We start from the raw sequence: 25750 nt of genomic DNA, 5'->3' as shown, positions 1-25750 counted from the left end.
CGGAAGGGGACTAATTCCCCCGCCAAAGGGGTAGGCAAAAAGCGGGCCAGTTCAAATTTGCCGGGTTTGCTTGGTAATCCGTGCCGGTGGGTAGCAAACAGCCCGGCAAATTTTGCCTATCCATCGGCAAATTCTGCCGGTCAGGCGGCAGGGCTTGCCGGGGCGGCAGATTCTGCCGGGTATTTCCTGCCGGGCAGGACAACCGTTTCGCACACCGCCAGCGGCCCGGCGACGAGCGCCGCGCTGCCCCAGGACCAGCCGACGCCGAAGCCGGACAGCAGAAGCCGGCGAGGGCCGGCGGTCAGGCTGTCGGTCAGCGAAGCGGCAAGTGCCAGCGGAATGGAGGCGGAACTGGTGTTGCCGACCTCGCGCAGGGCGACGACGGTGCGGTCGGCAGCGACGCCAAGCTTCTGGCCCAGATGGCGGATCATCTGGGCATTGGCCTGATGCAGGACGAGGTGGTCGACCATGTCCGTGGTCCAACCGGCGCCGTCGAGCGCGGCACGCACGCTTCCCGGCACTTCGCGCAGGGTGAAGGCGAAGACCTGGGTCCCGTCCATGAACAGGCGTGCCGGCCGGTCCGGATGGCGCATCGCCCCGCCGTCGGCCGCCAGATAGGGTGCACCGGCCCCATCGCTGCCCAGGTCGAAGGCGATCGGTTCCGCCCTGTCGTCAAGCTCCAGCGCCACCGCGGCGGCCCCATCGCCGAACAGTGGGGCGACCGCCCGGTCCTCCGGGTCGATCAGCCGCGAGGTGGTGTCGCCGACCAGCAGCAGCGCCCGCCGCCCGGCGGGCCTCAGCATCCCGCCGGCGACCCACAGCCCATAGACGAAGCCGGAGCAGCCATGGGTGATGTCGAGCACCGCCGCGCCCTTGCGCAGCCCGAGCCGCCGGTGCAGCAGAGACGCGGTGCCGGGCAGCGTTTGGTCGTGGGTCTGGGTCACCAGAACCAGCAGGTCGATGCTGTCGGGCTCCCACCCCAATCCGTCGAGCAGGCGGCGGGCGGCGGCCTCGGTAAGGTCGCTGGTGCATTGTCCGGGGGCAACGATCCGCCGCTCCTCGATCCCGGTGGCGGCGGCGACCTTGCGGGCTGCCTCCTCACCGAAGCGGCGGGCGAGATCCGCAACCGTCTCACGCCCGTCCGGCACGCAGCCGACGATGCCGCGCACGCACACCCCGTCGATCCGGCTGGCGACCATCTCCGCCTCCCCCGTTTTCCTGCAGCATCACAAGCGGCCTCAGCAGGTGATGCCGCCGTCCACTGTAAGGGACTGACCCGTGATGAAGCCACCGCCGTCGCTCAGCAGGAAACGGACCAGCGGCACCACGTCCGCCGCGGTGCCCAGCCGGCCCAGCGGGGTGCGGCGCACGATCTGGTCGCGCTGCCCGTCGGACAGGCTGCCCGACATCTCGGTGTCGAGATAACCCGGCGCCACCGAATTGACGGTGATCGCCCGCCGCCCGACTTCCCGGGCCAGTGCCCGGGCCAGCCCGTCCAGCCCGGCCTTCGACGCCGAATAGGCGGCCAGACCGACATAGCCGCGCTGTCCGATGATGGAGGAGATGTTGACGATGCGCCCACCCTGTGCGCCCGCTCCACGAGCCACCAGCTTGGCGCGCAGGAAGGCGCGGGCGGCCTGGAGCGCCCCGGTCAGGTTGGTCTGGATCACCGCCTCGGCATCGACCTCCGGAAAGGTTGCCAGCAGGCCTTCGCGAGCGATGCCGGCATTGTTGACCAGCCCCCACAGCGGCGAATTGCCGCCCCAGGCGACAGCGGCGTCGAAGAAGGCGCGGACCTCCGCCCCATCGCCGATCCGGCAGGGGTGCCAGAACAGGTCGGGACCGGACAGCCGCTCCAGCGCGTCCGACGGGGTGCGGCTGCAGGTGGAGACCCGGTAGCCGTCGGCCAGCAACGCCTCCACCAACGCGAGGCCGAGGCCGCGGCTGCCACCGGTGACGACGATGTGCCGTTTGGCCTGGGAGCCGTCTTCCACGGTCGGATGGGCAGCGGTCATTGTGGTCCCTTTCGGCTCTTCTTGCCCGCAGCGCTCAGCGGGATATGGTCGGCGAAGGTCAGGGCGCGCGGGCGGGCGGCAGGCGGCAGATCGGCGGCGGCGGCGCGCAGGCCAGCGCGCAACGTTGCCTCGTCCACGCCCGGCGCCGCCACGATGGTGGCGGTCAGCAGATGGCCGGTGATCGGACTCGGCACGGCCATGACCATGGCATCGGCCACCCCGTCGACCGCCAGCAGGCGGCGTTCCACCGCTTCGGCGGAGACCTTCACCCCACCGACATTGACCAACCCATCGAGGCGGCCGGCGAACAGCACCCGGTCGCCCTGGCGCTCCACCAGATCGCCGGTGGACAGCCAGCCCTCGCCGTCGGCCACTGCGGGGGCGGCGCGCGGGCTGCGCACCTCCATCACGCCGTCGACGATGCGGAGCGCCAGCCCGTCGGGTGCGTCGTCCAGCCAAGCAGCGGGAAAGCCGGCGCGGCCGTCGGCGACGGCGAACAACGCACCGGCCTCGGTCGAGGCGTAGATATGGCGCAGGCGGGCATGGGGGAATCGCGCTGCCAGCCGGTCGAGAAGCGGCTGGTCAACGGCCTCGCCCCCCAGCGTCACCGCGGCCAGCGGCAGTTCCGCATCGCCGAGCGCCATCAGGAAGGCGCGCCAGAAACTGGGCGTGCCGCTGACATGGGTCACGGCATGACGGCGCGCCGCCTGCGCCAGGGCGGCGATGGTGCCGCCACTGCCACCGGGCACCGCGACCAGCAGAGCCCCGGCGGCGGCGGCGGTCAGCATCACCTGAAGGCCGGCGAAGGCGCCGGGATCGTAGCTCAGCAGCCAGCGCGCCCCGTCCTCCGCCGCGCCGCGCAGCCGGCCGCGCAGCCGGGCGAAGTCATGGCGCAAGCGCTTGGGCGCGCCGGTGGTGCCGGAACTCTCCAGCGTGACGGTGAAGCCCTGCCCCAGCTGCCAGCCCTTCGGATCCACTGCGCCACGAGCCAGCAGCAGGCCCTTCCCCGCCGCTTCCGCCGCCGCCAGAGCGGCCAGCACGCGCGACGGCCGGTCGGCCTGCACGACGCCGCCCGCCGGAACCGGCAGTGCCGCGAGATCCGCCCAGACGAAGACGTCCTCCCCTTCGATCAGGCGGAAGGCGGGATGGAGCCAGTCGGGGCGGCGGCCGGTCATGCCGGGACGGTGTAGAGCGCCGCCAGTTCGCCGACGGTGGTGAACTGGCGGAAGCCCTCGCGGAAGGGATCCTGGCCTGTCCGCTGTTCCAGCACCACCAGCAGCGTCGCGAGGTCGAGGGAATCGATGGGCAGATCGCCGTCGAGGAAACGGCTGTCTGCCGTCAGGGGCGGCAGCACCTCCCCCTTGTCAGCGGCGATGCGGCCGAGTTCCTCGGCGATCAGGGCGAAGATGCTGTCGGTCATGGTCTTTTCAACTCAACGGATCGGACGGCCGGGCTTGACCGTCATCGCAGCCGTCCAGAAAGCTGCGGATGGCGGCGGTCACCGGGCTGGCGGCCTCGATATGCGGCAGGTGGCCGGCATTGTCGAACACCCGGTAGAGTGCGGCCGGCGGCAGCCAGTCGGCCGGCGGCATCGGGATGATGCGGTCTTCGCGGCCCCACAGCACCTGGATCGGCATCGGATAGGCGCTCCAGTCCACCGGCGGTCCGCCACCGGCATGGGCGGCGAAGGACTCCGCGACGATGCGCTCCAATCCGGCGCGGCGGACCGGGTCGGCGCCCTGCGCGTGCAGCACCTCGCCGAAGCGGGGAATCAGCGGCGAGGGGCCGGCGAACAGCCGTTCGGCGCAGGCGCGTCCTTCCGCCGCATCGGCGGGGGCTATGGCCCGCTGCAGGAAGCCCAGGTCGAATGCCGTGCCCAGGCCGGCGCTCGACAGCAGGGTCAGGCTCGCCACCCGGTCGGGCGCCACCGTGGCGAGTTCGCGCGCGACATAGCCGCCCATCGAATGGCCGACCACATGCACGCGCGGCAATTCCAGCCCGTCGAGGAATTCGAGCAGCCACGGCGCGAAGTCGGAAACCAGGCCGCTGCCGACATCGGGCGTCGATCCGCCATGGCCCGGCAGGTCGACGGCGATGGCACGCCGCCGGGCCGACAGGGCCGACAGATTGAACTGCCAGGTCAGGCGGTCGCCGGCAAAGCCATGCAAAAGCAGCACGGGCACGCCGCCGCTGCCCACCGAAAGATAAGCGGCAGGGCCGCCGGCGACGGTGGCGACACCGGCGCGCAGACGGCTTCCTTCCGAAACAGGGCCGGCCGAAACGGGGCGGGCTGAAACAGGCCGGGAAACGGGCACCGCTCAGGCCGCGACCGGCGCACCCGCCAGGGCCAGCAGGTCGCCGACCGTCTTGGCCTTGGCCAGTTTCTCGCCCTCGACCACGACGCCGGTCTTCTCGTCCACCAGCGCGATGAAGCTGATGACCGCCAACGAATCCCAGGCCTCCAGCGATTCCAGGGCCTCGTCGCCGGTCAGCGTGCCGGGATCCAGTTCGAGCATCTCGTCAAGAGCGAGAAGGAATTCGTTGCGATTCATCTGTTTTTTCTCCTTGGTCGAACCGGCACCGGGTCAGTGCAGCGACTTTTGCCGGACCGAGCGGTTGATGTCCACCCAATCGGGGTGGTCACGAAGAGTTTTGCAACAATCCTGCCAGCCGAAGACGGGGTTGACCGGCAAGAGCGCTTCCAGCAGGCGGCGCACCAGTTCATAGTCGGCGGGTTCATCCACGCACCAGCGCTGACCTTCCAGATCGCTGTCCAGCGGCAGGTCGGGCACCAGCTCCGTCCCCAGCCGGAAACGGTCGGGGCGGAGGTATAGGTAGGGGGTGACGTGCTCCCGCTCCGCCGGGTCGGTGGCGTTCACCGCCGCCTCGTCCAGCAGACGGCGCGGAAAGATCTCGGCGTCCAGGCCGCGCGGATAGCGTGTGCTGTCGATCGACAAATAGTCCAGCGGCTGGCCGTCCTGAAAGGCGGCGATCAGCCGGCCGACCAGTGCCGGGTCGATCAGCGGACAGTCGGCGGTGACGCGGACCACCAGATCGGCGTCGGCCAGCGCGGCCGCGCCGGCGAAGCGGCCCAGCACATCCTGCTCGTCGCCGCGAAAAACGGCGACGCCAAGTCCCTGCGCGCACTCCACCACCGGGTCGTCGGTGGCATTCACCGTCGTCGCCAGCACCACCGCATCCAGGCCGGGCGTGCGGGACAGCCGCTCCAGATGATGGGCCAGCAGCGGACGGCCGGCGGCCGGCATCAGCACCTTACCCGGCAGCCGGGTCGAGGTCATGCGCGCCTGCGAGATGGCGACGATCTTCTGCCCGTTCGGAGGCTTAGCCATGCGGCCCCTCCCCTGGAGGCGCCAGCATGTCCCAGCCCAGCGGTTCGCCCCGGCGAAGGCGGCGGACGGCGCGGCGGCCCAGCACTTCCGGCAGATGCTTGGGCGCCATCCCGAAGCCGGGGCGGATGGAACGGACATTGGCGGCGGTCAGCGGCTCCCCCGCCTCCACGTCGGCAACGACAAAGAGGGAACGGCGATAGTCGCGACCACCGGCCTCGCTGGGCTTCACCCCGTAATCGACGCAGCCCATGGCGGCGGTCGCCGTGCGCACGGCGTCGGCCATCGCCCTGAACTCCGCCGGCTCCAGCGAAAAGGCGCTGTCGACACCGCCGTCGGCGCGCGACAGGGTGAAGTGCTTCTCGATCACCGTCGCTCCCATCACCGCGGCGGCGACCGGCACGGCGATGCCCTGGCTGTGGTCGGACAGACCGGCGGTGACACCGTCGAAAGCCTCGGCCAGATGAGTGATCGTCCGAAGGTTGCAGTCTTCCGGCGGAGTGGGATAGCCGCTGACGCAGTGCAGCAGGGCGAGCGGGACATCGCCCGCCGCGGCCACCGCCTCCTCGATCTCTCCCAGCGTGGCAAGGCCGGTGGAGATGATCAGCGGCTTGCCGGACCGTGCGGCACGGCGGATCAGGGGAAGGTCGATCACCTCGAAGGAGGCGATCTTGAAGGCCGGGGTGTCAAGTTCCTCCAGCAGTTCGATGGCGGTCTCGTCGAAAGGAGAACTGAAGATGGTCAGCCCGAGCGACCGTGCCCGCTCGAACAGGGGGGCGTGCCAGTCCCACGGGGTATGCGCCTCGCGGTAGAGGTCATGCAGGGTGCGTCCATTCCAGAGCCCACCCTCCAGCCGGAAGCCGGGACCGTCATGGGCGATGGTGATGGTGTCGGCGGTGTAGGTCTGCAGCTTGACCGCGTCGGCCCCCGCCTCCTTCGCCGCATCCACCAGCGCCAGGGCACGGCCGAGGTCGCCATTGTGGTTCCCCGACATCTCCGCGATCAGGTAGGGCGGATGCCCCTGGCCGATTGGGCGCCCCGCGATGGACATCGGCGGTCGGCTGGGGAGACGGCCGTTGGCATGGCCTGGAGCGGCATTCGACACGGGCAGGTTTTCCAATCGGATCGGTCTGACGGACCCAGTCTTTCACGAAATCATGAAGGAAGGTTAATTTCCGGTGGCCGGTCCGCCGCCGCGCAGCAGGGTCCGCGCTTCCTCGCCATAGGCGAGCAGCCGTTCGACGCAGCGGGTGCGGTCGCCGATCTTGACGAAGCGCGCCTTGGCCGCAAGCCTGGCCTCGGCGAGGGCCTCGGCATCGGTGGCGAGCGTCACGGCACGCGCCAGATAGGCATCGCGGTCGGACACGCAGAACGCCGGGCCGGCATTGCTGGCGACATCGCCCGAACCATAGCTGATCACCGGCACCCCCTCCGCCAGGGCATAGGAGGCGCCGCCGCCGCCACCCTGGCGCGGCGGATTGAGGAAGACGTGGCAGCGGGCATAGAAGGCGCGGATGTCGGGGAGATGGCCGAGGCAGCGCATGCGTCCCCGATTGCGCAAGGCGGCAAGGCGGCCCGGCAGTTCCTTCACTTCCCCGGCGAAGACCAGCGCGCTGTCCGGGCAGCGCTCCAGAACCTCGTCGAACAGTTCCAGGGTTTCCGCCCCCACCTCCAGGTCCAGGCGGGTGCCGACCACCGCAAAGAGGACAGTGTCGTCGGGGAAGCCGGTTTCGACGCGCTTGCCGTCGGACGGCGGCGGCGTGAAGCCGAAGGTGAAGGGGCGGAAACGGCGGGCGAACGGCGCCCGGTAGAGCGCCGGGATGGAGCGGGTGTGGTCGTTCTCCTCGTACCCCAGCACGATGTGGGCGAGCGAGACGGTAATGCTGGAGGTGGTGGGGATGGCGACCACCGGCCGGGCATCGGCCTCCGCGTACAGGTCGGCCACGATGTTGGACCCGCCGAAGGCGACGATGAGATCCGGATCGTAGCCGTCGATGGCCTCGACGATGACGCGCAGCTTGTCCTGGCTGAAGGCCGGCTCGGTGAAGGAGGCGACCTTCACCTGCCGGCCGAACATCTTCAATGCGTAGACGCCTTCCAGATCGGCCGCGACCTCCGCCACCATCGGCGGGACGAAGACATTCTCGACCCTGGCGGGCATGCCGTTGACGTTGATGATGGCGACGTCCAGCCCGAAATCGTCCTGCATGCGGGCGGCGAAGTCGAAACAGTCGCGGGTCGGCTGATGCCCCTGGTTGGTGAACTGGTTGGTCACCACCGCGACGCGGCGGATCGGCCCGTCGCGAAAGGCCGCCCGCGCCGGTGTCAGCCCCCAGCGCCGCGCGATCTGCCTGACCATCGCCGTGTAATAGCGGAACAGGTCGCAGGCGACGAAGGTCGCCATCTTCTCGCCGCTGGCGGTTCCCAGGAACAGCTGCCGCGAGATGCACCAGTGGGTGTAATGCAGCGCCGCCGGATCGGCGCTGTCGCCGCCCAGGATCAGGTAGTGAAGGATGCGCTCCAGGTGATAGAGATCGCCGGTCAGATGGAACAGCACGGAACGCAGCCGGATCGTGTCGTTCACCGGCACGTCGCGCTCAAGCCGTTCGGCAAGCTCCATCCGGTCGTCGAACTCCATGGTCCGGCGGATCTCGTCGCAGAGCGCGGTGAAGCGGTTGAGCTTGCCGGCGTCGATTTGCCGGTCGGTGAGAAAGACCGTCAGGGCGGCGGCGGCCGCGGTCACGCGGTCGGATGGAACCGTTCCCGGCATCGTCTTGACCTTTCCACTCCAGGCAGCCTTCCCGTGTGTACCGCCGCCACCGCAGGCCGTGCAAGCAGGCACTGCCTGCGGCAATCCATGGGTGATGTGTGCAGCGCGGCAGAAGCCGTTGCACAAGGCGGCGGATTGCGACACACTCCTAATAACCTTATTTTTAAAAGGGTAACTGGGATGACTGGCTTCGACTCCACCACCGGTGCCGCCGGCGTCGTGACCGGGCTGATCGAAAAGGCCGCCGCCGAACTGGACGCGATGTCCGATGCCGCGGGCGAGATCGCGCCGGAGGTCGGCGACCTCACCGGCGTGCTGGTGGAGGCGCAGCGCATCGCCGACCGGGCCGCCCTGGAATTGCGCCGGCTGACCCGGAAGCTGTCGCGGACGGCCGCCTAAGTCTTCAGCCCGGCGACGCCGTCCAGGATCACCCCCTCGTTCAGGGCGCGGCGTTCGAGCTTGGCGCCGAACAGCTTGGCACCGGTCAGATCGGTCCTGGCGAGGTCGCAGCCGCGCAGGTTGGCGAAGGACAGGTCGGCATTGCCGAGATTGACCGACCGCAGGCAGGCGCCGCTGAGATCGGCATAACGCAGCTTCGCCCCCGACAGGTCGGCCGGACGGGACCGCTGCTCGTCGAACACCAGGGGGCGCAGGTTGACGTTGCGCAGGTCGGCATTGTTCAGCTTGGCGTTCCGCAGGCTGATGCCGCGCAGGTCGCCGTCCGTCAGCTTAGCGCCGCGCATGTCGGCGCGGTCCAGCACCGCGGCCTGCATCTGCACGCCGGAGAGGTCCAGGCCGTAGAGCGTCGCGCCGGCCGCGCGCAGCATGGTCAGGCACATGTGAGCCAGCGACGGCGCATGGCGCAGGTCGAAACCGGACAGGTCGAGCATCGCGCCCTGTGCCCCGCTCGACCCCACCCAGGTCATATGGTCGGCCAGCAGGTCTTCCAGGGATCGCCCCAGTTCCGCCACCACCCGGCCGACCGGCTTGTCGGTCAGCGCCTCTTCCACGTCGGCGTCGGTGAGGTCGGCCATCACCATGGTGGCGCCGGTCAGTACCGCGCCGCGCAGGCAGGCGCCGCGCAGATCGGCGCCGGACAGGTCGGCTCCTTCCAGGTTGGAGCCGGTGAAATTGGCGCCGCGCATGGTCGCCCGCACCAGCTTGCACCCGCGCATCACCGCGTCCGAGAAGTCGGTATGGACCGCCATGATGCCCGACATCCGGGCGTTGGTCAGGTTGGCCCCGGACAGGTCGGCACCGTCGGCTTCCGCCGGGCTGGACTCGATCTGCACCATGTGCAGATGGCCGGAGCGGTCCTTCTCGGCCAGGGAGCCGTCGCGCAGATCCGCCTCGAACAGGTTGGCGCCGACCAGGATGGCGCCACGCAGACAGGCGCCGCGCAGGTCGGTCTTGATCAGGCTGGCCCCGTCGAAATTGGTCTGCCGCAGGTCGGCGACGAAGAAGGAAGCACAGTCGAGCCGCGCACCGGACAGGTCGGCGCCGCGCAGGCTGGCGCCGACGAAATCGGCATGGGCCAGATCGCGTCCCGATAAATCCAGGCCGGACAGATCGCAGAAAGACAGGTTTGCACGCGCCCCACCGACACGGGCATTGCGGAACATCTCGTGTTTCCGCACCGCCTGATCGAGCTGCGCCTGATCGAGGCGCCTGAGCGTGCGATTCTGCACCATGGTCCCGTGAACTCCCTTTCCCGGCACCAGTGTGCGGCAGGCCAACTTCAGAAAGGGTTAACTCATGCCGCGGACTCGTTCTCCATGGCCGGTTCCCCGCCGTCGGCCGGACGGCCCCGTTCCGACAGGATGGAGGCGATGACGCCGCGCAACTCCTCCGGCGACACCGGCTTGTGCAGAAGCCGGCAGCCGGTGGCGACGGCCTCGCGGATGCGTTCGGGCGCGGTGTCGCCCGTCAGGATCAGGCCGGGCACCGGACGGCCCAGCCGCTCCCCCACCTTCGCCACCATCTGCACGCCGGTCAGCCGGCCCGGCAGGCGGAAATCGCTGACAATGAGGTCGGGAACGGTCGTGTCGGGCATGGAGCCGGCCTTTGGGGAGCCGGCCTGGAGCCTGGCCCCGCCGATCAGCGCCAGCGCAGTCTCGCCCTCATCCGCGACGACAACGCGATAGTCCCAGCTTTCCAGCAGCAGCCGCACGGCATCGCGCTGGATCGGGTCATCCTCCACCACCAGGATCAACCGGTCGCCGGCCACCACCGGATCGGCGTCCTGCACCGGCGCCGCGGTCGACACCCGTTCGGTTCCGACCACCGGCACGCTGACCGCGAAGACCGAACCGCGGCCCTGATGCGACCGGACCTCCACCGCGTGGCCCAGGAGTGCCGCCTTGCGACGCACCTTGGCGAGGCCGAGGCCGAGACCCTGGCGGCGGTCGCGCTCCGGATTGCCGAGCTGGACGAAATCCTCGAAGATGTTGTCGAGCTGTTCTGGCGGGATGCCGGTTCCAGTGTCCCACACTTCTACGCGCAGCCACCGGCCCTGACGGCTGCCCTGATGGCGGCAGCCGATGGTGACGCGGCCCTCGTCGGTGAAGCGGATGGCGTTGCGCACCAGATCGCCCAGCATTCGGGTCAGCAGCGTGCGGTCGGTCCGGATCACCATCCGGGTGGGCATTGCGCGCAGGACCAGCCCCTTTTCCGCCGCCATGCCGCGGAATTCGGCCAGCAGATCCTCGAACACCGCCGACACCGGCACGTCGGCCAACTGCGGCCGCACCACGCCGGCATCCAGCGTCGCCACCTCCAGCAGAGCATGCAGAAGCTTCTCGCCGGCGTCCAAAGCCTCGCCCATCTTCTCGGCGATGGCATGGTCGCGGGTGTTGGCGAGGCGTTCCATCAGAATATGATGAAAAAGCCGCAAGGCCTGGAAAGGCTGACGCAAATCATGATTGGCAGCCGACAGGAAACGGCCCTTCGCCTGATTGGCCCGTTCCTTTTCCTCCAGCGCGCGGCTCAGCTTCACGTTGAGGGCGCTGAGTGCTGCGGTGCGCTCCTCCACCCGCTGCTCCAGCTGGACATTGGCCTGTTCAAGCTGGGCGTTCGCCTCCGTCAGGGCCTGACGGGCCAGCGCCTCCCGTTGCAGGCTGGCGGCGCCGAGCAGGGAGAGGCCTGCCAATGCGGCGACGCCGGCAACCACCACGATAAGACCGCGCTCCATCCGGACATACCAGGGATCCAGCACGCTGGTGCGCGGGATCGTCACCACCGACAGGACCGGCAGGCCGGCCATCCGCTTCAATCCGAGAATCGAGGGCTTGCCGTTCACCATCCATTTCGCATCGACCCGGATGGTTCCGGCTTCGAGCCGTGGCAGCGGGCCGAGCGATGGAGCACCCGCGCCGGCGAGGCGGACGCCGTCGGGGCGGTACAGACCGACCGAGCGGGCGCTCGCGTCGAAGGGTTTCAGCATCGGCTCCAGGGCCGCCAGCGGCACGGCCACCAGGATCGCACCGTCGAAAACGCCCGCCGCAGTGTGGATGCGGCGGGCGAGAAGAATGGCCGGCTGCCCCGCCACATGCCCGAAGGCCGGCAGGATCCGACGTTCCTCCTCCGCCGATAAGGGACGGACCAGAAGCGACAGGCCGTCGCTGGTTTCCGGCTCGGCGAAGGCGACGGTGGGACCGTAGAGCGCCGTCCCGTCGGCACTGAGCAGCGTGACGCGGCCGTTGCGCTCCACAGCCATCGCCTCGGGCAACGTGCGCTGTCCCCAGGAGGCCAGGCCACGTCCGTCCATCCGGCCGGCGACTTGCTCCAGCAGGCCGACACTGGAATCCAGCACGCCGCGCGCATGGCTGTCGAACAGGATGGCCGCTTCCCGTGCGTCCTTCTCGGCCCGGTCGAGCGTGTCACGATAGTCGAGCGCGGTGACGGCGGCCCAGGAGGCCGTCCCCAGCAGCGCCAGCATGGCGCACAGGAAGGCGACCAGCATCCGTGGAGAGGCGGCGAGACGGCCGGGGCCGGCGGCTAACGACAGGGAAGACGGAGGCATCTGTGGCGATGACATCGGCCCGGTCACACGGGCATTGGCTGGATCAGCGGCAGACGATGCCGAAGCTCCTTCCAAAGCGGCGGCGACTGGTCGGTGACGGTCATCGGCGGGAAATCCTGGGCGGTGGCGGAACTGGGCGGGTGACAGGAGAGCGGCCGGATCGCCAGCGACTGGGATGCCAATCGAGACGGGCGAAGCAGCCAAGATTAAGTTTCAACTTTTCCGAATGTTCGAATGACAAATCAACCCGCAGTTCCCCGTTCGGTTGACGGTTTGGAACTAAAGCTTAGCTCCATTAGCCAGAGGAACAATATCACAGGAAGAAATGTCACGCGATCAGTCTTGGCGACTATGACCAACATCGTAATCACCTGCCCATTAGGTCAAGGCAGGTTGAGCGGAACCGTGGAAAGCTCCGACCGCGATTGCGAGCTTGTTCACTACTTTAGATAAAGTACGCCGCCACTTTTGCCGGTTGCGGTCCAGGCGTCGGAAACGCAAATGGGCCGCCCGCGCGGGAGGCGCGGCGGCGTCGTAAGAACGGGACGGTCAAATCAGGGAGGGGGTGCGGACGTCTGCGTCTCGCCACGCACGATGAGGATCAGGCCGTCATCCGCCGCCTCGATCTCCTTGCCGGCATCGCGGGGGATCGGGACTTTCTGGCGGCGGCAGAACAGCAGAAGCAGCGCCAGCGTCTTGCTGGGGGTGAAGACAACCTCCCGCGATCTGGAGGCGCCGCTTTGCTGGATTTGGACCGACAGACCGCCATCGGAGGTTGGCGTCACCGTGGTGACGACGCCCAGCGGCAGATCCGTCTGGTTCGGAGCCTTCTGGTACCAGGCGAGGGCTTTCTTCAGGGCGGAATTGGTGAAGTACAGTTCACGTGTCTCGACGATCATTCCATCCCTGACCAAACACTCACGCCCGGCCGCCCTCCAGTCCCGGATTCAACCGGAACGTGATCGCGCGCCCCAGTTTGGATTCCCGCAGAAGGATCTGCTTGGTTTCCAGCAGCTTGATGGCCCGGTTCACATTGGGCCGCTGCATGCCCAGCGCATCAGCCAGTTCGGACTGGAGCACCGGAACGGAGCGATCGAAATGGAGCCTCCGGCTCAGATAGGTGAACACACGAAGCGCCTCCAGAGTGATCTCGCGGTCGGTCGAAACGGCTCTGGAGATGACGTCATGATGATGCAGCATCGTGGCCTCGGTACGCAAGGTTGTCAGGTTGCTGGGGCGATAATCGGAATGGTTCGGCGTTGCGCCCCGCAGGCCCGCGGTGCCGGATGAAGTCTGCGATTCCGTGTTCGGTTGCGTCATCGGCCCTTCCCTTCCGCTGTGGCCGGCGAGGCCGGCATGTTCGAATGAGGTGACCGTACCGCAGGATTATTGTTCGCGTATGTCGCCACGATTTCGCCGCTGACATAATTGGTGTCTGTGGAAGCAATCATGAAATCGGATTGAAACCGCAAGGTGCCCGCCGCCGACCCAGGACCGCCCGATGCTGCGCCGTTTTGTCGCGGGAACCGGCTCAGTTACAGCCCTGTTTCAACTCTCATGTGCCCGGCGATGGAGTGCCGGAGTTGGAAGGGAGAGCCGCCATGCACCGACTGATTCTGTTGCGCCATGGCCAGAGCGTGTGGAATGCGGAAGACCGCTTCACCGGCTGGACCGACGTCGGCCTGACCGACCACGGCATCGCCGAGACCCACAAAGCTGCCGAATTGCTGAAGGCGGCCGGCATCGACGTGGACATCGCCTTCACCTCGGTGCTGAGCCGGGCAATCGAGACGCTGCACCTCGTCCTGCGCGACATGGACCGCTTGTGGCTGCCGGTGCACAAGCACTGGCGCCTGAACGAGCGGCATTACGGTGCACTGCAAGGGCTGAACAAGGCGGAGACGGCGGAGCGCCATGGGGCCGAGCAGGTGTTCCAGTGGCGGCGAAGCTGGGACGTGCCGCCGCCGGCCATCGAACCGGACGATCCGCGGTCGGCCGTCACCGACCGCCGCTATGCCGGGCTCGCCAAGGCGAACCTGCCGCGCGGCGAGAGCCTGAAGGACACCACCGAGCGCGTCATTCCCTTCTGGCGCGACGAGATCGCTCCGGCGCTGCGGCTGGGGGCGCGGGTTCTGGTGTCAGCCCACGGCAACAGCCTGCGCGGGCTGGTCAAGCACCTGGACAATGTCGACGACCAGGACATCCCGCTGTTCGAGATCCCGACCAGCCGGCCGCTGGTCTATGAACTGGGAGCCGACCTGACGCCGCTCCGCCGCTACTTCCTGGGCGAGAACGGCGCGGTCGAGGAGATTGGCTGGCCGAAGCGCGAGGGGGCAGGCAAGGACAGCAGCGCTGCGGCTTGAACCTGCCTTTACGGTGTCGCACCACGCCGCTTCGGGCCTCGGCCGGTGCGGGGGCCGGTGGGGGGCCCGTTCCGGCCGGGAGCGCGACCGGCCGGGGCGCCCTCCTTCGCCACCGGATGGTGGAAATGGTGCTGGTGCGCCGGCTTCTCGCCATTGCCCCGCTCCGGCGGACCGCGCCGGCCGCCGCGGTGCTCCTCGACACGGCTGCTGTAACAGTTGTCGCAGACGCGGAATCGATGGTTGGCTTTCAGCCGCGCACCGCAGACCGGGCAGGCGCGGGCGAGCGAGCGCTCGGCGAGCGTCCGCTCGATGAAGGCGTTCAGGTGCGCCCGGCGCTCCTGGCACAAATCCATTTCGGGATAAGCGTCGGGAAAGCGGTAAGCCAGCCAGGCGTAGGCGGTCAACTCCTTCACCGCGCGCTCGGCCTTCTCCAGCTCCACGTCGGTGCCGACGCTGTGGCGGAAGCGCTCGGCGGCATCGGGGGCGGCGTTGGGGATGCCCCTGCCCTGGTTGACCGCCCAGCCGCCCAGAAGGCGCAGGTTGTTCTGGTCGCGGGTGTCGATGGGGCAGCGGGCCAGCATGTCGCGCTGGGCCAGCGGCAGCTTGGCGCGGTCCACCGCGGTTGCCGCCTGGATGCGCTGCTCCAGGTCGGTCATGCGGAAGGTCTGGTTGGCGCGCAGCAGTTCCTGCCCGGCGGTGCGCAGCACCTTGGCGAGGCTGTCGGTGTCCAGCTCCTGCGCGATGGCCTCGACATGGCTGAGGTTGGGCGAAATCCACGAGCGCGGATCTTCCGGCGGCACCGGCGGCGAGGTCAGCGCCCGGCGAACCGGGTTGATGCTCTCGCCGTCCAGCACGGCGACACGGCCTTCCTCGCGCAGGCCGAAGCGGCCGGCCCGGCCACCGATCTGGCGGATCTCCGACGCGGTCAGTTCGCGTTCCTCCCGCCCGTCATATTTGCGGGTGGTGGACAGCACGACGCGGGCGACCGGCAGGTTCAGCCCCATGCCGATGGCGTCGGTCGCCACCAGCACGTCGGCGGTGCCCTCGCGGAAACGGCGCGCCTCGGCCCGGCGGACCTCCGGCGACAGGGCGCCGTAGATCACCGCGACATTGTGATTGCGGCCCAGCAGGTCGTGGCGGAGCGCCATCACGTCCTTGCGCGAGAAGGCGATCAGCGCGTCGCCGGACTTCACCTCCTCCAGCTTAACCCGCTCCTCCTGCACGCGCAGCGGCGACTTGCGGGTGAACTCGACGACCTCCAGCTCCTCGCCCATGGCGTCGGCCAGGCGCTTGACATAGGGGATGGCGTCGGCGGAGCCGGTCATCAGGATTTCCGGCGCCGCCACGCCGGCCACCGCCTGGGTCCAGGCCCAGCCGCGGTCGGGATCGCCGATCATCTGGATTTCGTCGATGACGCAGGCACCCCAGACTTTGCTGGTGTTCACCATCTCGATGGTGGAGGAGGTGAAGCCGGCGCCCGGCCGCACGTCGCGCTCCTCGCCGGTGACGAGGCTGCACGGCCGGCCACGCGTTTCCAGCGCCTCCTGCCCTTCCAGCGCCAGCAGACGCAGCGGGGCGAGGTAGCAGCCGCTCTCCGCCTCGGCCAGCCGGTCCATCGCCGCGTGGGTCTTGCCCGAGTTGGTCGGGCCGACGAACAGCCGCAGCTTGCGGATCATCGCACGGGCGGTGGCGAAGCTGTCGAGATAGACGCCCATGCCGGACGCGTCTTCCAGCCGCTCCCGCCGGACCTTCAGGCCGGCACGGGCGGCGGCGGTGGAGAAGGCCTCCTCCATCGCGTCGAGCAGCGTCTGCAAACGCGGGATCCGGCCGCCGAAACCGACGACGCGGCCCAGCTCGTCGGCGAAGCCCTTGGGCCGCCAGGAGTCGCCGAAGCCGGCCGCCCGCTGCGCCATCGACGCGACCCAGCCGTCGACCCGGTCCTTGGCCTTGGCGATGGCGGGCGAAGACAGGCAGGCGCCCTTGACCCGCTTGCCCAGCGCCTTGGCCTGCGGCCGGCCGAACCCCTCCTCGATGGTCAGCAGGCCCCACAGGTCGGCCTCGATGTCCGGAAGGGGGCCGAGCGCCACCTTGAAGCGCAGCTTCAGTTTGCGGTCGGTGCCGGGGATCTGGACGACATGGTTGACCGCGACCGTCCAGCGCGCCGGGGTGCTGTCGGCATCCACCTCGATCCCGTCGCCGCGCACCACGGCGGCCACCGCGCGCAGGGCGTCGCGGCGGTCGAACTCGTCAGCGGTGCCGGGGGTACGGCCGGAACGGGCGTTGTCGGAAGTGTCGTCGGTCATGATCGTCTTTTCTTGAAATTGCCCCGGTGATGCAAGCGCTTCGGCCGGTCATATCGGCCGTGCGGCCGGTCCGGCAAGGCCGTCAGGCCCTGCCCTCAGACGACAGCCATAGAGCGCCAGGGTCTCTCTTTATGGCCGGGGTCTCACTTTATGGGTCTGACCGGTCGATTCGGCAAGCCGAATCCCCCGATGGGAGCAAGCCCGGGCTAATTCGAATCCGTCGCCGTTTCGCCGATCTCGCCCGTGCGAAAAGGGGGGAGGCACGGCCACATAGAGCCACGCAGGTTTGGTGGTCCGACCCCAACGGGTTAGCCGCCGCCGCCCGGCGGACAGGCCCGGCACCGGGTCAAGCCGGACCGGCCGCCAGATCGGTCGTGTAACGTTCAATGCTTTGTTCCGATTCATTTTTTTGGGAGATGCGCATGCCGAATCCTCGTGAGGTCCTGGAACTGATCGAGCGCATGCGGTGCATTTCGAACGACGGCGAGCGCCGGGCCCTGATCGAACGGCTGGGCGCGGCCGACCGTCCGACGGTGCTGTCCTTCCTGAACGCGCACGGGCTGAACGTCTGCATGACGTCGGACGCGGCACTGACCGCCTTCGGCGCGTCGGACGTGCTGCTGCGCGACGGGATCGGGTTGCAGGCGGTTCTGCCGGTGCTGGGCATGCCGGCCGGCCTGAACATGAACGGCACCGATTTCATCCCGCTGCTGCTGAAGACCCTCAGCCCCCGCAAGGTCGCGATCTACGGCACGGCCACCCCGTGGCTGGACCGCGCCCGCGTCGCGTTGGAGGCGGCGACGCCGCACCGCTACGCCGACCTTCAGCACGGCTTCCACCCGGTGGAGCATTACATCGCCCAGGCGCGGGCCAACCGGCCCGACGTGATCCTTCTCGCCATGGGCATGCCCAAGCAGGAACAGGTCGCCGCGGAGCTGAAGCACGCACTGGATCATCCGGTGCTGATCGTCAACGGCGGCGCCATCGTCGATTTCCTGGCGGGCCGCTTCAAGCGCGCTCCCGAGGCCGTCCAGCGCTCCGGCCTGGAATGGGCCTTCCGTCTGGCGCAGGAGCCCCGCCGCCTGTTCCGCCGCTATTGCATCGGTGCCTTCGGCTTCGCCTGGAGCACCCTTCGCCTTCGCCGTGCCGCATCCCTCCGAACCCGCGGGACGGGCGCCGCAGCGCCCGCTTCCACCCGGATCTCTCCGTCACCGATCCGGCGGTCGCCTATCCAGAAGGAGCTTTGAGACGTGGAAAACCTTCCCCAGATCAACAACGGAGGCCACGGCGGCCCGCCGGCTCCGGCGTGGCCCACCCAGGTCGGCCACCATGCGCCGCGTGAGTTCGACGGCCCCGCTCCGGCGATGGGCCCCGACTTCCGCTTCATCCTGCGGGTGCTGGCGGCGCACAAGACGCTGATCATCCTCATCGTGCTGGCGCTGACCTCCCTGTCGGCCTTCGCCGTCTCGCTGATGAAGGACAAGTACACCTCCGAAGCCCTTCTGCTGGTCGACAACCGGCAGGTCCGCGTCGTCCGCGCGGAAGACCAGGCGCTGAACTCGATCACGCCGGAAGACGGCGCGATCCTCAGCGAGATCGAAATCCTGAAGTCGACCGCCGTGCTGTCCCAGGCCGTCACCGACCTGAAGCTGGCGACGAACCAGGAGTACAACCCGCCGGTCCAGGCCGACGAGACGAAGCCCTTCGTCGAGCGCGCCACCGCCTGGACGCGCGAGCAGGCCCACGCCGTGTTCGGTCCGGAACTGCCGGGCGTCGTCCAGGCCGTTCTGGCCCATGGCGACAACATGACCAAGGACACCCACCTGCGCGAGACCCGCGCCGCCGACAGCATCGACGGCGTCCTCGACCGCGTTCGCCGCAACCTCGAGGTCGGCGTCGTCGGCCGGTCGCGCGTGATCCAGGTCCGCTACACCGCCGGCGACCCGGAGATCGCCCAGAAGGTGGTGGACACCGTCGTCCGCCGCTACATGGAAACCCGCCAGCAGATGGACCGCGATCTGTCCACCAGCGCCGTCGCCTGGCTGGAAGACCGCATCGGCACCCTGCGCAAGGAAGTCGCCGCCGCCGACACCAAGGTCGACGCCGTCCGCTTCAAAGCCGGTCTGGTCAAGAACGGCACCAACGGCCTGATGGCCACCACCGAACTTGAGCAGGCCCGCCTGCGTCTGGCCGAGGCCGCCGCCACCCGCGCCCGCGCCGTCGCCCAGGCCCAGACGCTGGAACGCAGCGCCGGCAACGGCGGCAGCCTCGCTTCGCCCGTCGTCGCCCAGCTGCGCGCAACCGTCGCCTCGATCTCCACCGAGCTGGCCCAGCTGTCGCGCCAGTACGGTCCGAAGCACCCGCGCATCCAGGAACTCCAGGCCCGCCTGAACGAGGCGAACTCCTCGCTGCAGCAGGAGGTCCGCCACGAGATCGGCGGCGTCCGCGAGGCGGCCAACGTCGCCATCGAGCAGGAAAACGCCCTGAAGGCGATGATCGCCAAGCTGGAGACCGGCTATCAGACGATGACCGAGGAGGCGGTGCCGCTGCGCACGCTGGAGGCCGAGGCCCAGGCCAAGCGCCAGCTGCTGGACAGCCTGCTCGGCCGTCTGGAAGAGGTGCAGGCCCAGCAGGACAACCGCGCCTTCCCGACCGCCGTCAAGCTGGTCTCGGCGCCGCAGGTTCCGCATGAGCCGTCGGGTCCGTTCCGCATCCTGATGCTGCTGGCCGGCTTCGTCGCCTCGCTTGCCGTCGCCGTCTTCATCGTCTTCGGCATCGAGCTGTTCCAGCGCCGCATCCGCACCCCGGAAGCCGTCCGCCGCATCCTGGGCGTGGGCACGGTCCACATCGTCCCGCACCACTCCACCCGCGGCACCCGCGGCCGTCTGGACCAGATCTTCCAGAACCATCCGTTCTCGCTGTTCTCGGAATCGATGCGCGCCCTGTTCCGCAACCACCTGTCGGATCTGGGTCCGGTCGGCTCCATCGCCGTCACCTCGGCCCGCCCGCAGGACGGCAAGACCTCGATGAGCCTCGCCGTCGCCCAGGTCGCTGCCCAGGCCGGCCGCCGCGTGGTGGTGGTCGACACCGACTTCCGCCGGTCGCGCATCGACGGCCTGTTCAACCTGTCGGCCAAGAAGGGCCTGTCGGACTGGGTTTCCGGCACCGCCACCCTGGATGAGATCGTCCACACCAGCGAGGACGCGCCCTATGCGATGATCCCGGCCGGCCGCCTGATGCCGGAGACGCTGGACCGCTTCAACGTCGACGGCCTGATCCACCTGATGGCCGGCCTGTCGCCGCACTTCGATCTGGTGGTGTTCGACACCGCCCCGGCACTGGCCGTGTCGGATGCCCGCATCGTCTGCGGCGCCGCCTCCAAGGTGCTGTTCGTCAGCCGCTGGGGCCACACCACCGCCAGCGACCTGCAGGCGGTCGCCGACCTGGGTCCGATCGACCACAGCAAGTTCGTGGCCGTGATGACCGACGTGAACCTGAAGAAGGCGGCGTCGCGCGGTTACCAGGGTCCCTACAACAGCTACATGGCGACCCGGAAGTACTACGGCGACACCACCCTGCGGACCGCGCCTTAACGCGGGAAGCCGGGGTGACCTGAAGCTCCTTCGACCCAGAGGCCCTTTCCTTCCGGACGCTGCGGCGCCCGGAGGGAGGGGCCTCACCATGACCGGAACCGGCCGCTGGCCGCTTCGACCGGCCCCCGCGACAGGAAGAGAGAGCCCCTCCGCATGACCGAACGTCCGAAGCCCGGTTTCCCGAAATTGTACCCGACCCAATGGCGCCCGAGCCGGCGCGACCTGCTGTGGACCGCAGCCGCCGGTGCGGTTCTGGCGAGCTGCCGTGGCGCCAGCGGTCCGACGACAGCGGAAGCCGCCGCCACCCAGCCGCAGGCGGCGGAGCCGACGGTGACGCTGCGCGAGGCCTGCCGTGCGCTGGGCATCCGCCACGGTGCCGCCCGCGACCATTTCATCGATCCGGAAGACCCGATGCTCGATCGGCTGATGGCGCGCGAATGCGATGTCGTCACCCCGGAGAATGGCGGCAAATGGGGCGTCTTCCAGCACACCGAGGGCAATTACGACTGGCGCCGCTTCGACGCCGCGGTCGAACTGGCGCGCAGCATCGGCGCCACGCCGAACTGGCACACAATCATCTGGCAGCATATGGGCATGCCGCCCTACATGAAGCTTCCGGCAGGCCGGCAGGCGGAGCTGGACATCTCGGAAAGCGCCTATTTCTCGCCGGACGGCACGCTGAACGCCGAGAATGTCTGGCCGCGCTTCACCGGCGTGGTGGAGGCGGTGCGGCAGCGCTACGGCGATGTCTTCTACCGTATCGACGTGGCCAACGAGGTCTTCTTCTGGGAGACGGTGGAGAGCCACCCGAAGGAACAGGACCGCTACGGCTTCCGCCGCGGCATGTGGTGGGTGGCGGCCGGCGGGGCGGAGAAGGGGCCGGAATGGCTCGATCCCTTCTTCCACCATGTGCACAGGGCCTTCCCCAAGGCGAAGCTGGTGCTGAACGAGTTCGGCATCGAGATCGACGAGGGCTGGCAGCAGCGCAAGCGCGCCTATCTGCTCGACTGGCTGACCGGGGCGGTGAAACGCGGCGTGCCGATCCACGGCCTCGGCCTGCAAAGCCACCTGATCGGCGGCAAGCCCTATGACAGCGCCGGCATGCGCAAATTCCTGCGCGCGGTCGACAAGCTGGGCCTGTCCGTCCATCTGACGGAGATGGACGTGGACGAGACACGCCTGCCCCGCTCCTGGTCACGCGCGGAGAAGGACCGGGCGATGGCCCAACTGGCCCGGCAGTATCTGGCCGACATGCTGGATAATGCGCGGGTGGAGGAACTGTGCTGGTGGCACCTGCGCTCCGACCTGAATTTCATCGCGCGGGAGCATCCGGACCTGGATGCCCACCCCTCCCCCTATGACGAGGACTCCCGGCCCCTGCCGCTCTACACGGCGGTGGTGGAGACGCTGCGGGAGAAGGCGCGCACCGGCAAGGCGCGGTCGGGCTGACGGCGCCCCGGATGACGTACCGCGGGGGTAAGCCGTTGGTGCCGTCCACCCCCTGCGATAGGCCCGCGCACTTTCTCGTTCGCGCGCGCGCGTCCGGTGCCGCTCCCGTTTAGAGTCCCTGAATGCGTCCTGTACCCATCTGATGGAGAGGTCGATCGTGCAGAACACAGCCGACACATTGCCGATGGATCGCCTGCCCGCCGATCGCACGGCGGACGATGCGCTCGTCGAGCGCTACCGGCGGAAGTTCCACCTCTCGCCGACCTACCCGCTGACGGCCGAGATGGTGCAGCGCCATTGGGACCTGGAGCGGCGGCTTGCCCGCGAACTGCTGGACAGCAAGCCGGACGAGCGCTGGGACGTGTTCGAGCAGGCCTATACGACGCTCTACACCAGCTGTCCGTGGCTGAACGAGGCGGAGGACGATGCGCACACCCGCAACGACGACCTCGACTTCCGCCATTTCCTGACGCTGCTGGGCGGGCCGCAGGACGTCTACGAGGTGGGATCGGGCAAGGCCCGGCTTCTGCGCTACCTCGCCCGCCACGGCTACCGCTGCGTCGCCACCGAGGTGACGCGCGAGCGCGGTGCGACCTGGATCGAGCAGGATTCCAACGTCACCTGGAAGAACAGCGACGGCATCCACCTCGCCCGTTTCGAGGCGGCCGACCGTTATGACAGCGTGATCTCCACCCATGTCGTGGAGCACATGCATCCGGAAGACGTGCTCACCCACATGGAGAATGTCCGCACCATCCTGAAGCCGGGCGGCAAGTACGTCCTCAGCATGCCGCACAAATACGCCGGTCCGGCAGACCTGTCGGAGGTGTTCGGCCTGAACGAGCCGATCTGCATGCACCTGCGCGAATATGGCTGGGGCGAGACGGAAGCCATGCTGCGTCAGGCCGGCTTCGGCCGCGTGGAAGCCGTCTACATCCTGCCAATGGCGGTGCGCCGCCGGATGAACCTGCATTTCGCCAGCCGCGCCTATCTCGGCTATGCGAAGCTGGTTGAGGCATTTTTGGGACGGTTGCCGTTAACCCTTAATCGCAAGCTCGGAAGGGTTGGACAGCTCTATCTGTTCCGGCCCGAGGTGTTCGTGGTGGCCCATAAGCCCAAGTGATGCCCGTTTGAGCGCTACGAAAAAGCGCTATATCAAAGACTTACCGACATGCCGGGCCCCTTTGTTGCTGCAATGCATCGACAAAGGGGTTTTTCGTGTCTCTTTCTTTTCACAAGTGATAGTGGCATTAGAGCCGCATTTCGCTAAAATTTGAAATACCTCGTTAACCTTTTCCGGCCAGATTGGGTTTCAGCGAAATTCACGGAAAAGAGGATACTTCCAATGGCAACCAGCCCCGTCGATACGACCTTCGTCGTCAATGCCTCGGGTGTGACTGCCGGAGGAGTCTGGCCGCATTTCAAGTTCCTCGTCGATGGCGTCGCCGTCGGCCAGGCGACGGTCAATTCCACCAGCGCCGGCCGGTACAGCTTCACCACCAAAGTGGCTCCCGACGCCGCGCACAAGGTCCAGATCGTTTATGACAACGACTGGCTGTCGACCGACAAGGCCGGCATGTACCGCGACCTGATCGTCAAGTCGATCGAAGTCAACGGCAAGACCATCGCTTCCAACAGCTCGACGGTCTCCTACGCCGCTGAAGGTCAGGGCACGCTGTCCGGCCGCGAAATGCTGTCCTGGAGCGGCTCGCTCGATTTCAACATGTCCAAGGACATGTTCACCGGCGCCACCGGGACCCCGACCACTCCGACCACCCCCACGACGCCGACCACACCGACGACCCCGACCACCGGCGGCACGCCGATCGTCGTGAATGCCTACGGCAATGCGGCCGGCGGCGTGAACGCCCACTTCAAGGTTCTGGTCGACGGCAAGATGATCGGTGAAGGCACGGCAGGCACCGCCGCCAAGGACTTCACCTTCAACGCGAATGTCAGCGCCGACGTCGCCCACAAGGTCCAGATCCAGTACGACAACGACGCTGTGGTCAACGGTGTCGACCGCAACCTGTACGTCAACAAGATCACCATCGGCGGCCATGCCGTGAACCCGACCGACAGCATCGTGTCGATCGACAAGGGCGCCCTGGACGGCAAGGACGTCGTCGCCGGCCAGCAGGCCATGTGGTGGAACGGCACCATGGAGGTGAAGGCCGACAAGTCCTGGTTCGCCGGCAGCACCACCACTCCGACCAACCCCACCACGCCGACCCAGCCGAGCCTGTCGGTCAGCGACGTGACGGTGACGGAGCCGACCGGCACCAAGACCGCCGGCGGCATCCAGGGCTTCCTGCACACCCAGGGCAACCAGATCGTCGACGAGACCGGCAACACCGTCCGCCTGACCGGCGTGAACTGGTTCGGTGGCGAAGGCTACAACTACGTGCCCGCCGGCCTGTGGGCCGACAGCTACCAGGGCCACCTGGAAAAGATGAAGTCGGTCGGCTTCAACACCATCCGCATGACCATGTCGGACGAGATGTTCGACAGCACCGCCGTGACGAACGGCATCGACTTCTCGAAAAACCCGGATCTGGCCGGCCTGACCCGACTGCAGGTCTATGACAAGGTCATCGACTATGCCGGCAAGCTCGGCATGAAGGTGATCCTCGACCACCATCGCAACGACGGCGGCGCCGGTACCAACGAGCATGGGTTGTGGTACACCGACAAGCATCCGGAATCGACGGTGATCGCCAACTGGAAGATGCTGGCCAAGCATTATGCCGGCAACGAGACGGTCATCGGCGCCGACCTGCACAATGAGCCGAGCGTCAGCGCCACCTGGGGCGGCAGCGCCGCCACCGACTGGGCCTCGGCCGCCGAGCGCATCGGCAACGCCATCCAGACCGTCAACAAGGACTGGCTGCTGTTCGTCGAAGGCACGGAGTGGAGCAGCACGCTGGCCGGTGCGCAGGCGCGCCCGATCCACTTCGACACCCCCAACAAGCTGGTCTACTCGCCGCACGCCTACGGCCAGAGCGTCGGACAGTTCAGCTGGCTGAACGACCCGAACTACCCCAACAACCTGCCGGCGCAGTACGACAAGATGTGGGGGTACCTGTACAAGAACGACACCGCGCCGATCATGCTGGGCGAATGGGGCGGCCAGTTCACCAGCTCGGCCGAGCAGACCTGGGCCAAGACCATGGCCAAGTACCTGAACGGTGACTGGAACCTGGACGGCAAGAGCGACATCGCGGCCGGCGACAAGGGGATGAGCTGGACCTTCTGGGCCTGGACCCCGGAATCGGGTGACGTCGGCGGCGTCCTGATGGACGACTACAAGACCATCAACCCGACCAAGGCGGCTATCGTGAAGGGCGCCATGGAAGGTGCGGTGTTCGATACCCCGACCACCACCGCCAACACCGCCAACGCCACCTTCACGGTGAAGCTGTCGTCCGCCTCCAGCACCCCGGTCACGGTGGATTACTCCACGGTGGACGGCACCGCCAAGGCCGGCTCCGACTACACCGCCACCAGTGGCAAGCTGACCTTCGCCGCCGGCGAGACTGCCAAGACCGTGACGGTCAAGGTGCTGAGCGACAGCGTGACGGAAGGCAACGAGACCTTCGGCCTGAAGATCTCCAATGCCACCGCCGCGACCATCGCCGACGCCACCGGCACCGGCACGATCGTCGACGCCTCGGCTGCCAAGGCCGCCGCCGCGTCGCTCAGCTCGGCCGACCTGCTGGCCCACACGATGAGCGCCGCCAACGATACGCCCACCGCGACCGCCGCCGACCTGGCGACGACGCAGCAGCTTGCCAGCCATGACGTGATCGGCGTCACCTTCGACACCTATCACGACCTGCACACGACCGACACCAGCCTGGCGCACGCCGCCTGACCTGTCCGGTTCGTC

Annotated in this window: 21 protein-coding genes; 7 read left to right on the top strand and 14 right to left on the bottom strand. The window is 68.1% G+C overall.

Going from position 1 to position 25750, the window contains the following annotated elements; genetic code table 11:
* Nucleotides 1–140: 140 nt before the first annotated feature.
* From ABNQ40_RS16800 to ABNQ40_RS16760, 9 genes are all read right to left on the bottom strand, one after another.
* On the bottom strand, nt 141–1199 hold the full coding sequence (locus ABNQ40_RS16800) for a 3-oxoacyl-ACP synthase III family protein (protein WP_109050475.1): 1059 nt from the start codon (nt 1197–1199) through the stop codon (nt 141–143).
* Nucleotides 1200–1238: 39 nt separating this feature from the next.
* On the bottom strand, nt 1239–2015 hold the full coding sequence (locus ABNQ40_RS16795; RefSeq protein ID WP_109050476.1) for an SDR family NAD(P)-dependent oxidoreductase: 777 nt from the start codon (nt 2013–2015) through the stop codon (nt 1239–1241).
* Nucleotides 2012–3190, bottom strand: a complete 1179-nt coding sequence (locus ABNQ40_RS16790) for an AMP-binding protein (protein WP_109050477.1) — start codon at nt 3188–3190, stop codon at nt 2012–2014. Before ABNQ40_RS16790 ends, ABNQ40_RS16795 begins: the two co-directional genes overlap by 4 nt.
* Nucleotides 3187–3435 carry an acyl carrier protein gene (locus tag ABNQ40_RS16785; RefSeq protein WP_085083545.1) on the bottom strand — a complete coding sequence of 83 codons (249 nt, stop codon included), beginning with the start codon at nt 3433–3435 and terminating at the stop codon, nt 3187–3189. The genes ABNQ40_RS16790 and ABNQ40_RS16785 overlap by 4 nt, the downstream gene beginning before the upstream one ends.
* Nucleotides 3436–3442: 7 nt before the next feature.
* Complete coding sequence (locus tag ABNQ40_RS16780; RefSeq protein WP_247879854.1) at nt 3443–4198, bottom strand: alpha/beta fold hydrolase; 756 nt, start codon at nt 4196–4198, stop codon at nt 3443–3445.
* 135 nt (nt 4199–4333) lie between these two features.
* Nucleotides 4334–4567 carry an acyl carrier protein gene (locus tag ABNQ40_RS16775; protein ID WP_109050479.1) on the bottom strand — a complete coding sequence of 78 codons (234 nt, stop codon included), beginning with the start codon at nt 4565–4567 and terminating at the stop codon, nt 4334–4336.
* A gap of 33 nt (nt 4568–4600) precedes the next feature.
* Entirely contained in the window at nt 4601–5365 is a 765-nt protein-coding gene (locus ABNQ40_RS16770; RefSeq protein WP_109050480.1) for a cytidylyltransferase domain-containing protein, read from the bottom strand.
* Entirely contained in the window at nt 5358–6413 is a 1056-nt protein-coding gene (gene pseI / locus ABNQ40_RS16765) for a pseudaminic acid synthase (protein ID WP_109491013.1), read from the bottom strand. Before pseI ends, ABNQ40_RS16770 begins: the two co-directional genes overlap by 8 nt.
* 117 nt (nt 6414–6530) lie before the next feature.
* The gene (locus tag ABNQ40_RS16760; RefSeq protein WP_109050481.1) at nt 6531–8132 is read right to left on the bottom strand and encodes a glycosyltransferase; all 1602 of its coding nucleotides are present in this window, start codon (nt 8130–8132) and stop codon (nt 6531–6533) included.
* 180 nt (nt 8133–8312) lie between these two features.
* On the opposite strand from ABNQ40_RS16760, the gene ABNQ40_RS16755 reads away from it, so the two are divergent.
* Nucleotides 8313–8531, top strand: coding sequence for a hypothetical protein (locus tag ABNQ40_RS16755; protein WP_109050482.1), 219 nt, complete (start codon nt 8313–8315; stop codon nt 8529–8531).
* Here the strand turns inward: ABNQ40_RS16755 and ABNQ40_RS16750 are convergent.
* The 4 genes from ABNQ40_RS16750 to ABNQ40_RS16735 form a co-directional block, all read right to left on the bottom strand.
* Nucleotides 8528–9823, bottom strand: coding sequence for a pentapeptide repeat-containing protein (locus ABNQ40_RS16750; RefSeq protein ID WP_109050483.1), 1296 nt, complete (start codon nt 9821–9823; stop codon nt 8528–8530). The genes ABNQ40_RS16755 and ABNQ40_RS16750 overlap by 4 nt on opposite strands.
* Nucleotides 9824–9885: 62 nt before the next feature.
* The gene (locus tag ABNQ40_RS16745) at nt 9886–12153 is read right to left on the bottom strand and encodes a hybrid sensor histidine kinase/response regulator (RefSeq protein WP_247879855.1); all 2268 of its coding nucleotides are present in this window, start codon (nt 12151–12153) and stop codon (nt 9886–9888) included.
* Nucleotides 12154–12707: 554 nt separating this feature from the next.
* Nucleotides 12708–13052 (bottom strand): hypothetical protein, encoded by a 345-nt coding sequence (locus ABNQ40_RS16740; RefSeq protein WP_109050485.1) that lies wholly within the window; start codon nt 13050–13052, stop codon nt 12708–12710.
* A 19-nt stretch (nt 13053–13071) separates the two neighbouring features.
* Nucleotides 13072–13473, bottom strand: a complete 402-nt coding sequence (locus ABNQ40_RS16735) for a helix-turn-helix domain-containing protein (RefSeq protein ID WP_109050486.1) — start codon at nt 13471–13473, stop codon at nt 13072–13074.
* Between the two features lie 281 nt (nt 13474–13754).
* On the opposite strand from ABNQ40_RS16735, the gene gpmA reads away from it, so the two are divergent.
* Nucleotides 13755–14516: a 2,3-diphosphoglycerate-dependent phosphoglycerate mutase gene (gene gpmA / locus ABNQ40_RS16730; RefSeq protein WP_109050487.1), complete on the top strand. Its 762-nt coding sequence runs from the start codon at nt 13755–13757 to the stop codon at nt 14514–14516.
* 8 nt (nt 14517–14524) lie between these two features.
* On the opposite strand, the gene ABNQ40_RS16725 is transcribed toward gpmA, so the two are convergent.
* Nucleotides 14525–16819, bottom strand: coding sequence for a helicase-related protein (locus ABNQ40_RS16725; RefSeq protein WP_247879856.1), 2295 nt, complete (start codon nt 16817–16819; stop codon nt 14525–14527).
* A gap of 422 nt (nt 16820–17241) precedes the next feature.
* Here ABNQ40_RS16725 and ABNQ40_RS16720 point away from each other — a divergent pair, with 422 nt between their 5' ends.
* The 5 genes from ABNQ40_RS16720 (at nt 17242) to ABNQ40_RS16700 (ending at nt 25735) form a co-directional block, all read left to right on the top strand.
* Entirely contained in the window at nt 17242–18066 is an 825-nt protein-coding gene (locus ABNQ40_RS16720) for a WecB/TagA/CpsF family glycosyltransferase (protein ID WP_109050488.1), read from the top strand.
* A 3-nt stretch (nt 18067–18069) separates the two neighbouring features.
* Nucleotides 18070–20412 (top strand): polysaccharide biosynthesis tyrosine autokinase, encoded by a 2343-nt coding sequence (locus ABNQ40_RS16715; protein ID WP_109050489.1) that lies wholly within the window; start codon nt 18070–18072, stop codon nt 20410–20412.
* Between the two features lie 153 nt (nt 20413–20565).
* Entirely contained in the window at nt 20566–21861 is a 1296-nt protein-coding gene (locus ABNQ40_RS16710; protein WP_109050490.1) for an endo-1,4-beta-xylanase, read from the top strand.
* Between the two features lie 157 nt (nt 21862–22018).
* Nucleotides 22019–22984 carry a bifunctional 2-polyprenyl-6-hydroxyphenol methylase/3-demethylubiquinol 3-O-methyltransferase UbiG gene (locus ABNQ40_RS16705; RefSeq protein ID WP_109491014.1) on the top strand — a complete coding sequence of 322 codons (966 nt, stop codon included), beginning with the start codon at nt 22019–22021 and terminating at the stop codon, nt 22982–22984.
* Nucleotides 22985–23206: 222 nt separating this feature from the next.
* Complete coding sequence (locus ABNQ40_RS16700) at nt 23207–25735, top strand: cellulase family glycosylhydrolase (RefSeq protein ID WP_109050491.1); 2529 nt, start codon at nt 23207–23209, stop codon at nt 25733–25735.
* Nucleotides 25736–25750 lie beyond the last annotated feature (15 nt).

The organism is Azospirillum sp. A23 (assembly GCF_042938965.1).
Classification (GTDB): Bacteria; Pseudomonadota; Alphaproteobacteria; order Azospirillales; family Azospirillaceae; genus Azospirillum; species Azospirillum melinis.
This window is presented reverse-complemented; position numbering and strand designations above follow the sequence as displayed.

What these genes read in the sequence shown, in the direction of transcription:
- ABNQ40_RS16800 (WP_109050475.1), bottom strand. Translation starts at nt 1,199, where the DNA reads ATGGTCGCCAGCCGGATCGACGGGGTGTGCGTGCGCGGCATCGTCGGC.
- ABNQ40_RS16795 (WP_109050476.1), bottom strand. Translation starts at nt 2,015, where the DNA reads ATGACCGCTGCCCATCCGACCGTGGAAGACGGCTCCCAGGCCAAACGG.
- ABNQ40_RS16790 (WP_109050477.1), bottom strand. Translation starts at nt 3,190, where the DNA reads ATGACCGGCCGCCGCCCCGACTGGCTCCATCCCGCCTTCCGCCTGATC.
- ABNQ40_RS16785 (WP_085083545.1), bottom strand. Translation starts at nt 3,435, where the DNA reads ATGACCGACAGCATCTTCGCCCTGATCGCCGAGGAACTCGGCCGCATC.
- ABNQ40_RS16775 (WP_109050479.1), bottom strand. Translation starts at nt 4,567, where the DNA reads ATGAATCGCAACGAATTCCTTCTCGCTCTTGACGAGATGCTCGAACTG.
- ABNQ40_RS16770 (WP_109050480.1), bottom strand. Translation starts at nt 5,365, where the DNA reads ATGGCTAAGCCTCCGAACGGGCAGAAGATCGTCGCCATCTCGCAGGCG.
- pseI (WP_109491013.1), bottom strand. Translation starts at nt 6,413, where the DNA reads ATGTCCATCGCGGGGCGCCCAATCGGCCAGGGGCATCCGCCCTACCTG.
- ABNQ40_RS16760 (WP_109050481.1), bottom strand. Translation starts at nt 8,132, where the DNA reads ATGCCGGGAACGGTTCCATCCGACCGCGTGACCGCGGCCGCCGCCGCC.
- ABNQ40_RS16755 (WP_109050482.1), top strand. Translation starts at nt 8,313, where the DNA reads ATGACTGGCTTCGACTCCACCACCGGTGCCGCCGGCGTCGTGACCGGG.
- ABNQ40_RS16750 (WP_109050483.1), bottom strand. Translation starts at nt 9,823, where the DNA reads ATGGTGCAGAATCGCACGCTCAGGCGCCTCGATCAGGCGCAGCTCGAT.
- ABNQ40_RS16745 (WP_247879855.1), bottom strand. Translation starts at nt 12,153, where the DNA reads ATGCCTCCGTCTTCCCTGTCGTTAGCCGCCGGCCCCGGCCGTCTCGCC.
- ABNQ40_RS16740 (WP_109050485.1), bottom strand. Translation starts at nt 13,052, where the DNA reads ATGATCGTCGAGACACGTGAACTGTACTTCACCAATTCCGCCCTGAAG.
- ABNQ40_RS16735 (WP_109050486.1), bottom strand. Translation starts at nt 13,473, where the DNA reads ATGACGCAACCGAACACGGAATCGCAGACTTCATCCGGCACCGCGGGC.
- gpmA (WP_109050487.1), top strand. Translation starts at nt 13,755, where the DNA reads ATGCACCGACTGATTCTGTTGCGCCATGGCCAGAGCGTGTGGAATGCG.
- ABNQ40_RS16725 (WP_247879856.1), bottom strand. Translation starts at nt 16,819, where the DNA reads ATGACCGACGACACTTCCGACAACGCCCGTTCCGGCCGTACCCCCGGC.
- ABNQ40_RS16720 (WP_109050488.1), top strand. Translation starts at nt 17,242, where the DNA reads ATGCCGAATCCTCGTGAGGTCCTGGAACTGATCGAGCGCATGCGGTGC.
- ABNQ40_RS16710 (WP_109050490.1), top strand. Translation starts at nt 20,566, where the DNA reads ATGACCGAACGTCCGAAGCCCGGTTTCCCGAAATTGTACCCGACCCAA.
- ABNQ40_RS16700 (WP_109050491.1), top strand. Translation starts at nt 23,207, where the DNA reads ATGGCAACCAGCCCCGTCGATACGACCTTCGTCGTCAATGCCTCGGGT.